11 protein-coding genes and 2 tRNA genes are annotated in these 12,013 nt (G+C 52.9%); 5 read left to right on the top strand and 8 right to left on the bottom strand.

Features of this window, described 5'->3' with window-relative positions; all coding sequences use genetic code 11:
- The first annotated feature begins 60 nt into the window (after window positions 1-60).
- The gene (locus tag CGLAMM_RS00740) at window positions 61-771 is read left to right on the top strand and encodes a trypsin-like serine peptidase (RefSeq protein ID WP_418115242.1); all 711 of its coding nucleotides are present in this window, start codon (window positions 61-63) and stop codon (window positions 769-771) included.
- A 170-nt stretch (window positions 772-941) separates the two neighbouring features.
- Here the strand turns inward: CGLAMM_RS00740 and CGLAMM_RS00735 are convergent, their stop codons facing one another.
- The 4 genes from CGLAMM_RS00735 to CGLAMM_RS00720 form a co-directional block, all read right to left on the bottom strand.
- A complete protein-coding gene (locus CGLAMM_RS00735; protein ID WP_394820039.1) occupies window positions 942-2,660 on the bottom strand; it encodes a DUF6119 family protein in 1,719 nt (572 codons plus the stop codon).
- A gap of 715 nt (window positions 2,661-3,375) precedes the next feature.
- Window positions 3,376-3,452 (bottom strand) — tRNA-Arg (locus CGLAMM_RS00730).
- 30 nt (window positions 3,453-3,482) lie between these two features.
- Window positions 3,483-3,559, bottom strand: a tRNA-Arg gene (locus tag CGLAMM_RS00725).
- A gap of 119 nt (window positions 3,560-3,678) precedes the next feature.
- Window positions 3,679-4,074, bottom strand: coding sequence for a hypothetical protein (locus CGLAMM_RS00720; protein WP_394820038.1), 396 nt, complete (start codon window positions 4,072-4,074; stop codon window positions 3,679-3,681).
- Window positions 4,075-4,236: 162 nt separating this feature from the next.
- Here CGLAMM_RS00720 and guaA point away from each other — a divergent pair, with 162 nt between their 5' ends.
- Entirely contained in the window at window positions 4,237-5,832 is a 1,596-nt protein-coding gene (gene guaA, locus CGLAMM_RS00715) for a glutamine-hydrolyzing GMP synthase (protein ID WP_418115241.1), read from the top strand.
- A gap of 314 nt (window positions 5,833-6,146) precedes the next feature.
- Window positions 6,147-8,300 (top strand): KAP family P-loop NTPase fold protein, encoded by a 2,154-nt coding sequence (locus tag CGLAMM_RS00710; RefSeq protein WP_394820037.1) that lies wholly within the window; start codon window positions 6,147-6,149, stop codon window positions 8,298-8,300.
- Window positions 8,301-8,303: 3 nt separating this feature from the next.
- Here the strand turns inward: CGLAMM_RS00710 and CGLAMM_RS00705 are convergent, their stop codons facing one another.
- The gene (locus CGLAMM_RS00705) at window positions 8,304-8,426 is read right to left on the bottom strand and encodes a hypothetical protein (RefSeq protein ID WP_394820036.1); all 123 of its coding nucleotides are present in this window, start codon (window positions 8,424-8,426) and stop codon (window positions 8,304-8,306) included.
- A 280-nt stretch (window positions 8,427-8,706) separates the two neighbouring features.
- Between CGLAMM_RS00705 and CGLAMM_RS00700 the strand changes: the two genes are divergently transcribed.
- A complete protein-coding gene (locus tag CGLAMM_RS00700) occupies window positions 8,707-8,904 on the top strand; it encodes an ArsC/Spx/MgsR family protein (RefSeq protein WP_418115240.1) in 198 nt (65 codons plus the stop codon).
- A 7-nt stretch (window positions 8,905-8,911) separates the two neighbouring features.
- Here the strand turns inward: CGLAMM_RS00700 and CGLAMM_RS00695 are convergent, their stop codons facing one another.
- The gene (locus tag CGLAMM_RS00695; RefSeq protein ID WP_394820034.1) at window positions 8,912-9,478 is read right to left on the bottom strand and encodes an HNH endonuclease; all 567 of its coding nucleotides are present in this window, start codon (window positions 9,476-9,478) and stop codon (window positions 8,912-8,914) included.
- Here CGLAMM_RS00695 and gluQRS point away from each other — a divergent pair.
- The gene (gene gluQRS / locus CGLAMM_RS00690; protein ID WP_418115239.1) at window positions 9,477-10,430 is read left to right on the top strand and encodes a tRNA glutamyl-Q(34) synthetase GluQRS; all 954 of its coding nucleotides are present in this window, start codon (window positions 9,477-9,479) and stop codon (window positions 10,428-10,430) included. The two genes, CGLAMM_RS00695 and gluQRS, sit on opposite strands and share 2 nt — an antisense overlap.
- Here gluQRS and CGLAMM_RS00685 read toward each other — a convergent pair.
- Together CGLAMM_RS00685 and argH are read right to left on the bottom strand one after the other, a co-directional pair.
- A complete protein-coding gene (locus tag CGLAMM_RS00685; protein ID WP_394820032.1) occupies window positions 10,415-10,552 on the bottom strand; it encodes a lipoprotein in 138 nt (45 codons plus the stop codon). The genes gluQRS and CGLAMM_RS00685 overlap by 16 nt on opposite strands.
- On the bottom strand, window positions 10,552-11,958 hold the full coding sequence (argH, locus tag CGLAMM_RS00680; RefSeq protein ID WP_394820031.1) for an argininosuccinate lyase: 1,407 nt from the start codon (window positions 11,956-11,958) through the stop codon (window positions 10,552-10,554). The genes CGLAMM_RS00685 and argH overlap by 1 nt, the downstream gene beginning before the upstream one ends.
- Window positions 11,959-12,013: the final 55 nt, after the last annotated feature.

Here is a 12,013-nt window from a genome sequence, read left to right as displayed (position 1 = left end):
GTGTTGCTGTGACTTACGCATATACCAGCTTTGACGGATTTTGGGAAAACGCGAATGAGGATGAAGCGCCGGACCCGATGGCATAACATGGTGGCAACGTTGGTGGGTGGGCTGGCGGTCGCCTCCCTGCCCGGGCGCGCCGTGGCCGAACCCGACGGGCTGCGCCCCGTCCATTTTGATAAGCGGCATCGTGTGGATGTCACGCAGCCGCCCTGGCGCGTTATGGGACGCCTTCAGACTGAACTCGGAACGCGTTGCACGGGCTTCCTCATCGCACCCAATGTGGTGATGACCGCGGCACATTGCTTATGGCTGGCGGAAAGCGGGCACTTTACCCGGCCGCATTCCGTGCATTTTCTGCGGGCTTACCATCGCGGCCATTACGCGGCGGAAGCACGCGCCATCCACATCATCATCGCACCCGGCTTTGACCCGACCCGCGCCATCGCCACCGCCCAGGCCGATCGGGCGACGATCGTGTTGGAACGCCCAATGGTTACGAGCGCCGACATCCCACCCATCCTGACGCCGCGCGCGGGGGATGATGCGGCGATTGTGGGTTATGAACAGGACTTCCCCGAAATTGCACGCGGCGACCAGAGTTGCCACGTCACGGCCGTGTCGGGCCGGCTGATCCGCCATAACTGCACCACAACCCACGGCGCAAGCGGCGCCCCGATCATGATCCGGCGGGAAGGGAAGTGGGGGATCGGGGGGATCACAACGCTGTCGGATGGGCGAGGCGGTGGCGCGGGGGTGGGGTTGTGGTAAGGGGGGCTATTACCTACCGAGACGTTGCCGAAAGGTGAAATAAGAGATTTGTAGTCAAAAGTGTTCGGTATCATCTGACGGACCGGCAACGCTCTTTTCAAAGCAAAACGATGCGAGCGTTGGAGACAATAGGCAAGGTTATACACGAATTTTCGGAAAAAACCGCAAGTTTAGTTGCCTGTCGTCACTTTGCGGAACACTACGCTAACTTTGAAATTGCGATCCTCCGTTAAAAACCGGTGGCTCCTCATAAACTCATATTGAGACATGAACGGCAAATCGTTGATCGATAGAGACGGCTTTTCATGAAGTATGCAGAATACGACGCAATATTCTTTTTCATTGATCTCTGCTTTATTCTTAGGAAGAATTTTTAAAAAGTTTGATTTATTTTTCGAAGCATTAATCGGTTCCTCGTCTGATTCGACAAATTTCGCCATTTGAACTCGGCAATCAGCCTCTGTCACAAAAGCGTGAGCGTAAAATCTTCCTTGCGTAAAAATGTGGTTGATTGATGCCGATCCAGAAGTAAAGCGCTTGACGTGAATGATGGATCGATCAGAGTGGAGCAAATCGCACATTTCATACAGCTTTTTCCCTGCAATTTCTAAGCGCGCCCTGTCAAAAAGGTAAAGTTCGGGGCACTTCTGCGCAGCAAAATTATTGAAAATGCACTCGTGATTTTTTCCATCATGACGATCGAAGATGTTGACGTCGGATGGAAGATAGTCCAAGTCAAAAGCGTTATTGAGCCGTTTTAGATACCGATTGACAGTCGCTTTCAATTCCGAAGAGACCTCTCGCCACTGACCTGAAGAGAGGATGTAACTTCGTCCGTCGCGCTCAATTTCGGCAACTACGCATTGATAAGCATTCCATAAACTGCGAGTTTCATCTAATTCCGAACAATAGTTGAAAATGATCCATTTTTTTAGCTTGGGAGCATCTAAATCATCGAGATTTCGACCTCTTATTTTCAATAAGTCTTTGATATTAAGGTCTTCAAAGGTTTCGAGTGAATTTTTCCCCTTTCCACGCTCTCTATAACAAAATGAATAATCATCATCTTTAAGAAAGTGCGGTGGGGCAAGATGTATAGCGTCGAAATTTCCTTCAATAATAGCTTTGCAAAGCAGTCTATCTAACTCTTTGATTATCACAGGATCATTTTCTGCTGGGAAAAGATCGTATACCTTCAGTTCTGTTTCGGTGTAGTCCTTTGAATTAAATCTTTCTTCCAGTTTTCTGCAAACATCAATTAAAAAAGTCCAATCAACATTTTTATCGTTAGGGAAAGCTAGAGAAATACTTTCTTTTCCTTGGAAAGTCTTGATCAAACTCTTGAAATCTTCTTTTACGTGCCCAGAAATCTTGCGAAGTAGTTCTGTTTCACTATCGATATTGAAAACGCCTAAACGGGTCCCTATGCTCGCCTGGCGCTCGGTCTGCCGGCTGATTGCCTCATGCTCTGTGGTTTGAATACGTTTCAACTTTTCTACATCACAAATATTCATGGCGACTTTAATTCCGAAGTCGTAAACAATATGATCTTTGTTAAGAAATATATCGCCATGCTGCCCAAAAACAGCGGCATAGCAGACATCGTTTTCTTCGTTCCCACCGTTTATTTTCAAGGCCATTATCGCACGCGGGTATAAGTTGCTTGCTTGAAACTTGAATTTTTTTTCGAGGCCCGAATTGAGAAACCTCAACCACGGGATTTGATCCTGATTTGCTTTTTTTGCAGGCACCTTCACAAATTTGATATATCCCTCGAAGTCGCCGTTCGGTTCAATGTGTGAAAATTCCGAGAGATCACCCTTCAGAAAAACTTCGAAGTTCGTGTTGTTTTTAATCCTGAAAAGTGTGATTTGCTTCAGACCCGACATACTTTCTTTCTCACCTCGGTCGACCGGTTCGGCGGCTTCCTTCCATTACTTCGCAGCTTTGTTTCTGTCCAAAGTATTAACTGGAAGGGTGTAGTTTCCGCGGAGTTGAGTTTTTAACTCTATACGAAAAACACTTACCTCATTTCGATTTTACAGAACGATTTATTTATATCTTGTTGTATAATTATTTGATATCTGTTCACAATTTCGATTTATTTTGCAGTTATTTCTGATTTTTTAGCCGAAAAATGTTGTAAGATTTCAATAAGTAAGAGTCAAATGGTTACAAGCACATTCGTAATTCTGAAATCCTCGGAATTCGTCGTAATTTAGGACTTAAAACAAGAACGACGCGCAAAAATATTTGTAGCAAGTGATTTTTTCGAGAAAGCTTTTTTACTGCCGCACTTAAGCGTTGGTGGTTTCCATCGAAATCATCTTCATCCAGTAGGATAGTAAACTCAAATGAATACCTTTGAAACTTAGTTCGAAAGATTAAGGTGCAACCCTAAATGATAAAATATTAAATTATAGTTTATGGAAATCGACAGCATAATATTTTAATCTCAAGTTATCGTTACGATTAAATGAGGTGAGACCTGAAATGAACGGCTAGGCGCAATTCCATTTTGAGGGCGAAGCCAGATATAGGGTAAACCCTAACTCCCAATCGCCAGCATATCGCTCAACTACATTTTGGATTTGATTATTAAAATGGCGCACCCGAAAGGACTCGAACCTCTAACCCCCAGATTCGTAGTCTGGTGCTCTATCCAATTGAGCTACGGGTGCCGTGCCTGCATGCAGGACTTATGTCGTTTCTGGCGCACCCGAAAGGACTCGAACCTCTAACCCCCAGATTCGTAGTCTGGTGCTCTATCCAATTGAGCTACGGGTGCGTCGAGGCGGGGTTTTAGAGGCATATCTGGCAAACGGCAAGTGGGAAAAAGCTTTTTCTGCCCTGACGCGCGTTTTTTTCGGCAGGTGGCGGTCAAGGCAGGGCTTTCTGGTGCGGTTTTCAGGCGTGGGTGCGCGTCATGACGATATGGGCGCGGCAGGTTGGGGTGGCGTAGATGCCGCCGATGGCGTTCCCCACCGGGTGTCCTCGGAATACCATGCGGTAGGGCTTATGGTTCGTATCCGGGTGGGTGAAGCTGGCGTTCAGCACGTCATTGGACTTGCCGCGCTCACCGCGCAGCAGAACGGACCCGCCTGCAGGTGCAAACACAATCGTCTTATCCTCGATCTGTAGCAGCGAGTTATCGCCGTCAGGGCATTGTCCCTGTTCGGTCACGAGCGCGCCGGACCATCTGCCGCGCGGGTCTTTGGAAGGTGAGGGCCCCTGCCCGCCGGAACAGGCCGTCAGGGCGATGAAGCTGGCGAAGGCGAGGCGGCACTTGATGGCGTGAGACATGTGACATCCTGATGAAAATATCAAACCTCCCGCCAGCCTATCAGGAAACGCGCCGCAGATCTCAATATCCCTGCGTGAAGTGGCGTGATTCGGATGACGGGTTTATAAGAAAGCTGTATATCGACCCTCTCGACCGCCCTTGCCAAGACGCGAAAGTGAAGAATGAGCCTGCCTGAACCCCGTGCGATGCACGATCTCGACGCCCGACTCCATGAAGACCGCATCCTGATCCTGGATTTCGGCAGTCAGGTGACACAGCTCATCGCCCGGCGCGTGCGGGAGAGCGGGGTTTATTGCGAGATCTGGCCTTTCACGACCGACATCTCCCGGCTTTCCGATTTTGCACCACGCGGGATCATCCTATCCGGCGGGCCTGCAAGTGTGCATGACTCCGATGCGCCCCGCATCCCGGAAGAAATTTTTGCGCTCAACGTGCCGATTTTAGGCATCTGCTACGGCCAGCAGGCGCTGTGCGCGCAGCTTGGCGGGGCCGTCGAATCGCATGAACATCGCGAGTTCGGTCGCGCTTTCATTGAAATCGTCGATGATTGCGCGCTCTTTCGCGGGGCCTGGGCGCGGGGCCATCGGGAGCAGGTCTGGATGAGCCATGGTGACCGCGTCACGAAAATCCCGCCCGGTTTTACGGCGGTTGCGGTTTCTGAAGGGGCGCCCTTCGCGATTATTGCCGATGAGAGCCGCCGGATTTACGGCGTGCAGTTCCACCCCGAAGTCGTGCACACCCCCCATGGGGCGGCCTTGCTGCGCAATTTTACGCATGGCGTGGCGGGGTGCAACGGCACGTGGACGATGGCTGGTTTCCGCGATCTCGAAATTGCGCGTATTCGGCAGCAAGTGGGGGAAGGGCGCGTTATTTGCGGCCTTTCCGGTGGGGTTGATTCGTCGGTTGCGGCCAAGCTGATCCATGAGGCGGTGGGTGATCAACTGACATGCATCTTCGTTGACCCCGGTCTGCTGCGCGCCGGTGAGGCGGAAGAAGTTGTCAAAACTTTCCGCGGGCGGTTCAACATCCAGCTCGTGCATCGTGATGCGTCGGAATTATTCCTCAACGCGCTGGCAGGGGTGACGGACCCGGAGACGAAGCGCAAAACCATCGGGCGCCTGTTTGTCGAAGTTTTTGAGGAGGAGGCCGCAAAACTCGGGGGTGCGCAATTCCTCGCGCAGGGAACTCTTTACCCGGATGTGATTGAATCTGTCAGTTTCACGGGTGGGCCTTCCGTCACCATCAAATCCCACCATAATGTGGGCGGCCTGCCCGAACGCATGAAAATGAGCCTCGTCGAGCCCCTGCGTGAATTATTCAAGGATGAAGTGCGCGCGCTGGGGCGGGAATTGGGCCTGCCGGACATCGTGATCAACCGCCATCCCTTCCCCGGGCCGGGCCTCGCCATCCGCGTGCCGGGCGATATCACGCGTGAGAAGCTGGACCTGCTGCGGAAGGTCGATACGATCTACCTTGAGGAAATCCGCAATGCCGGGCTGTATGATGCGATCTGGCAGGCTTTTGCGGTGCTTCTGCCGGTGCGCACGGTGGGTGTCATGGGCGATGGCCGCACCTACGACCAAGCCTGCGCCCTCCGCGCCGTCACCAGCAGCGACGGCATGACCGCCGAAGTCTACCCCTTCGACTTCGCCTTCCTCAACCGCGTCGCGGGGCGCATTGTCAATGAAGTGCGGGGGATTAACCGGGTGACTTACGACATCACATCGAAGCCGCCGGGGACGATTGAGTGGGAGTAGGGGGGGGTATAAGGTTTCCTCAGTGCATTAGGGCCTGATGCGTAAACTTAAATAGTTGATTGTGCGATCTAAAAGATCGTTCCGAGCGTAAGAGAAAAGGTGCGAACTCTGCCCGCAGGGGCAATTAGATGGTTGAAGTTCAGCGATTCTGAGTGATTGCTAGATCCACCTCTCAATTCACCCGCTCGTCGATTTTTCTACAATCCATGTTTGAAGTTGGACAATATAAATCACGTATAAGCTTTTCTTAAGACACTTCAGCTAGCGTCTGGCGGGGTAAGGCCCGAACGGGCAAGCCTATTTTGGAGAAGATCTTGAGTTACAACCTTAATGATAGTCCGATTGAGGACAAAGTCGACGACCGTTACGGTGTAGCACCCTTCGCAGAAGCGATCGCGATCGACATTTTGAAAGTCAAAGACCCTGCCGGAACTACAATTGCACTCAACGGGACGTGGGGATCGGGAAAAAGTAGCGCGATCAATTTGATCAGAAGCGCCCTGGAAGGAATGGATGGCGCCGATGTAAATGTTACGGAATTCAAGGTTTGGTGGTATAGAGGTGAGGAGGCACTAGCCCTCGCCTTCTTCGAACAATTGGACGACGCGCTTGCGATTGCCTATGGGTTCAAATCTCGAAAGCTCATACGCAAGCTAGGACGAAGCGTTTTGTCAGTTGGACCGATGATAGAAGGAGGTCTTAATTTAACTGGTCGAGTATCACTAGCCAAATTGACTCGCCTCTTCCGCAGACCGATAGAAAGTTATATCGCTGCAAGGAACTCCTTAGAAAAAGTATTTTGTAGGCTAGAAAAATTGCTTCGAAAGAAAAATAGCCGTTTTCTCATCATCTTAGATGATTTGGATCGACTCGCTCCAGAGGAACTTTTAGCAGTTTTTCGATTGATCAAGTCTGTTGGACGATTACCGAACGTGCTTTACCTTCTCGCGATGGACCGGCAACTGGCCGATCGCGTGGTGGCGGAAAAATATCCGTCCGAGGGGCCGCATTTTCTGGAAAAGATCGTCCAAGTCAGTTTTGACATGCCGCCACCAGCGCCGATCGATTTGCGTAACGCTCTGTTCTCCTCAATCGCTTACGACGACCGACTTCAATTAAAAGACAGCCAAAAACCTCGCTTCGGCTTGGTTTTTCGTCAAATTGTTGCTCCGCTGATCACAACGCCGCGCCACGTTGTTCGTTTGCAAAACGCTTTAGCTATGAGTCTGGCCGCTTTAACTGGGAAGATCGACTCAACTGATCTCATCGCGATGGAAGCGATCAGGCTGTATAATCCGGCACTTTACAGGGTAATAAGAGAAAATAAACGTGAGTTGTGCGGAAGCTCGGATATAGGCGGCAATGGAAGCGACGAACGCTATGTAGCAATGCTCGAAAAAGCTAGAGTAGGCGATCTCGAACTCGCAAAAGTTGCTCTTCAACTTCTCTTCCCAAAATCGACGGGCATACGCTATGGACATGATCGCTTGAACCAATGGAACTCTGAAAGACGCGTGTGTATAGAGTCGCACTTCGATACTTATTTGATTATGAGCTTGAGTGAAGATGTTCTCCCGAAAGAAAAGATCGATGAACTGGTCGAGCGAGCGGGTGAGTATGAATTTATCAAAACTGAATTCAGGAGCGCTAGCTTAAGGAGACGGCGTTCAGGTGGATCCTTTGTTCCAATCTACTTGGAGGCATTGAGCTCAAACGCTGAGCAAATTAGAAAAAATGATGTGGCGTCATTGGTCAAGACCTTGTTCGTGATTTTTGATGACATCGATTTCGCTGACGATGCTCAAGCTGATATCCTGAGTATATTCGACAATTTTTCACAATTCTGTCGGCTTATTAGCTCGATGACGCGGAAAAGGTTTGCAACGGAGGAACGGACAATCGTTATTCTCGAAGCAAGCAAAAAAGCGTCTCTAGGTTGTCTCGTAAAATTTGTGAAATGGGCTCATGATGATTACGAGCATGACACCGGTCAACTGGTCGAAGAGTCGGAAGAAAATCTTGTGGCGAAAGACGCGCTGCCAGAACTGAGGGATTTGGCCTTGAGCGCTATTCGTTCGGCAAGAGATAGCGGTGAGCTTGTCGAAAATAAGAACCTAGCATTCATATTACATCGATGGGTGGAGTTCGCGGGTGATGACCCAAGTGAAACTCGCGAGTGGACGAACCTTCTTTTTGATGATCGATCCGCAGTATCAACGCTAATGAGAGCCTTTACGGGGAGTGGTCTAAGCTCAACGAACAAGCTTAACGGTTTACCCGAAGACCAGGTTACGAGATCTTTCAAACACGTTTTCGTTGAAAATATGGCTAAAGTACTCGATCTTAAGCGTTTTCGTAAAGCCGTGACAGATATAGCGAACGACCAAAGCACTGATTTGAAAGAAAGTGACGAGGCGAGAGAGTTCCTCGAACTATGGGATCGCGAGAAAAAGTTTGCTTTCAATTAGAGCTCACATTTTGACGTGCATCGGCTGATTGCGTGGCGTGTCCAGCTTCCCTACAGGTTTGAAGCCTCGAAATTCAACACCATCCTCTTCCAGTCCCTTCGGAAGCGTTGATACAGCGATTTTCATCGTTCGGGTGGCATACGAGCGGGCAACTTCCTGGTAAGATCGTTGGGGCCAATTCAATTCAACCTCAATAGTGTCGGCCGAACTCTCTCGACAAAGGCTCTCCCATGCCCCTCAACGCCACCCCCACCCTTTACGGCATCCCGAACTGCGGCAGCGTCAAAAAAGCGCGGGCGTGGCTGGAGGCGCGCGGGGTCGTTTATCGGTTCGTCGACTTCAAGAAAACGCCCCCACCGACTCCCAACTCACGGATTGGGCGGCAAAACGCGGGTGGGAGGTGCTGTTGAATCGTCGGGGGACGACGTTTCGGGGGTTAGCGGAGGGGGAGAAGGCGGAGCTTGACGCCGCGCGTGCCAAGGCGCTGATGCTGAAATACCCGTCCCTCATTAAACGCCCGGTGCTGGAGCACGGCACGGGCGACGTCACGGTCGGGTTTGACGCCGCCACTTATGAGGCGCTCTTCCCAGCTCAAAGCACGTGAAGAGAACTCAGCTTTCCAGCACGGAATCCCAGTAAAGATAGTCGCGCCAGCTTTCATGCAGGTAATTGGGCGGAAAATGTCGGCCATTCGCCTGCAAACGTCGCGTTGTCGGGCGCATCGGGCGGGAGAGGGGGGTCATGGCGATGTCTTCCGGCATTTTGCCCCCTTTTGCGAGGTTACAAGGGCTACAGGCTGTCACGACATTTTCCCAGCTTGTGCGCCCCCCGCGGCAACGCGGGATAACATGGTCGAAAGTCAGTTCCTGCGCCGGGAGGCGGGCATGGCAATATTGGCAGCGGAAATTATCGCGCAGAAACACATTAAACCGCGTAAAAGCGGGTTGCCGCGCGGTCTCGACAAATTCCTTGAGGGCGATCACACTCGGGACGGTGAGGGTGCAGCTTGGGGAATGCACCTCGACCCCTTCATATTCACTCAACACTGTGACACGATCCAGAAAGACGGCACGTATGGCATCCTGCCATGACCAGAGTGACAGGGGAAAATAGGAGAGTGGGCGGAAATCGGCGTTCAACACCAAAGCGGGATAGTGTCGATAACTGCCTGTAGGCATGCACGTCCTCCCAGCGACCGGCGGGGGAAACGACGCGCACCATTTTTGCATGGCTTTTCGACATCGTCTTGACCGCCACTCCTCACACTATTTCAGTTTTCGCCCGAAAGGGCAAGGAGGGCGCATTTCCGGCCATTTTGTAACGCGTTTTGCGCCCAGCCCGACAGGTTACCTCCATATCGGACATGTGGCGTCCGCGCTTTTCGCCCGGCAGATGGCCGGGCCAGCGGGCCGCTATTTCGTGCGGGTCGAGGATATTGACACCACCCGGTGCCGAGCTGAATTCACGGCTTCCCTATTTGAGGATCTCACCTGGCTCGGCCTGTCATCCGATGCGCCACCTCTTTACCAATCCCGCAACATGCCGCGTTACCAGGCGGCTCTGCGCAATCTGAAGTCACGCCACCTCATTTATCCCTGCACCTGCACGCGGCAGGAGGTCGCGCAAAGGGCGTGCAGGCGGGACCCGGATGGAAGCCCCATATATGACGGACATTGCAGATTACGCGGCGGCAACCCTAACCGTCCGCCCCTCTGGCGGCTTGACATGGCGCGGGCATTGGATGTGATCGGCCACATCCCGGGCTGGCAGGAAGTTGAAGAAGGGTATGTTCCCGGCGCAGCGACATCCTATGGCGATGTGGTCCTCGCGCGGCGGGATCATGGCGTGTCCTACCATCTTTGCGTCACATGTGACGATGCGGACCAAAATGTCACCTGCGTGACGCGCGGGGCCGATCTGCGCGCCGCGACTTCGGTGCATCGGGTGCTGCAACAATTATTGTCTTTCCCGGAACCCGTTTATGCGCATCACCCGCTCGCCTTCGACGAGATGGGACGCAAACTCTCCAAAAGCACCCATGCACCCGCCATCCGGGATATGCGGCGCAACGGGGTTCGGGCGGCTGACATCATCAAAATGGGTGAGGCCGTGCTTCACTCAACCGGGTAATCGCGCGGGAAGATCTGTTCACCCGGCCCGCCCGGACTGTGCGGGGCGCCTTTTTTGCCGCATCCCGATAATGTCACGGCCGTGACGGTGATGATTAGCGAGATGATCAAACCATGTCTCATCATTCTTCTCCCAGAATATCGCACCATCTCTGCGCCTCACGTGCGACATTGTCAGGCGCTGTGCCGCCGAAGCTGCGTCGCGAGGCAAGCGATGACTCAACCGTCAGCACGCCGTAAACTCCCTCATGGATCTCCGGCGCGACTTCCTGCATTTCGGCCAGGGAAAGTTCAGCGAGATCGACCTTCTTTCGCTCCGCGAGGCTGACAAGCTGCCCGGTAATATGATGCGCGGTGCGGAAGGGGAGTTTTAACGCCCGCACCAGCCAGTCCGCCAGGTCCGTCGCGGTTGAGAAGCCGGCCGCGGCGAAGCGACGCATGGTTTCAGGCGCGGCCTTGAGGTCGCGAATCATGCCTTCCATCGCGGCGAGAGACAGGGTCGCGGCTTCCGTCGCGTCAAAAACCGGCTCTTTATCCTCCTGCGAGTCCTTCGCGTAGGCTAGGGGCAGGCCCTTCATGACCATCAGGAGTGAGAGATAATCCCCACTGATGCGGCCGATTTTGGCACGGATCAACTCCGCCGCATCCGGGTTGCGCTTCTGCGGCATAATGGACGAGCCCGTCGTGAACGCATCCGACAAAGTCACGAATTGAAACGGCGCCGAACACCAGATAACGATTTCCTCAGCCAGACGCGATAAATGCATGGCGAGAAGGTTGAGGGCCGAGAGATACTCTAAAGCAAAGTCCCGGTCCGAGACAGCATCAAGTGAGTTGCGTGTCGGCCGGTCAAAACCCAGCGCCCGCGCGGTCATCTCACGGTCAATGGGGAAGGACGTGCCCGCCAGCGCGGCTGAGCCCAGCGGGCATTCATTCAGGCGCGCGCGCGCATCTTCCAGCCGCCCTTTATCCCGCGCCAGCATCTCCACATAAGTCAGCAGATGGTGCCCGAATGTGATGGGTTGCGCGACCTGCAAGTGGGTGAAGCCCGGCATCGGGGTGGCAGCATGTTCATTTGCGCGCTGGGCGAGGGCGCGCATCAGGGACGTGACCTGCGCTGACAGGCCGTCAATCGCATCCCGCGTCCACAGGCGGAAATCCGTCGCAACCTGGTCATTGCGTGATCGCGCCGTGTGCAGACGCTTCCCGGCTTCACCGATTTTTTCTGACAGGCGCGCTTCGATATTCATGTGGATATCTTCAAGCGCCGCTGAAAATTCGAAGCGCCCTTCCGCGATCTCCGCGGCGATCGCGTTCAGCCCGTCCTCGATGGCTTCAGCATCGTCTGAGGAGATAATCCCCACATGCGCAAGCATCTTTGCATGGGCGAGGGACCCACGGATATCCTGCCGCCAGAGGCGCTGGTCAAAACCGATCGATGCATTGATATCGCGCATGATGTCGGCAGGGCCACCGGCAAAACGGCCGCCCCATTGTGGATTGGCAAGGCAGGATTTATAATCAGGCACGTTCAATTCCAAAACTTGCGAGGAGTGTTCGGCAGCAACGTAATGTTTTCACGCC

It is taken from the genome of Sorlinia euscelidii, assembly GCF_036452135.1.
Taxonomy (GTDB): domain Bacteria; phylum Pseudomonadota; class Alphaproteobacteria; order Acetobacterales; family Acetobacteraceae; genus Sorlinia; species Sorlinia euscelidii.
This window is presented reverse-complemented; position numbering and strand designations above follow the sequence as displayed.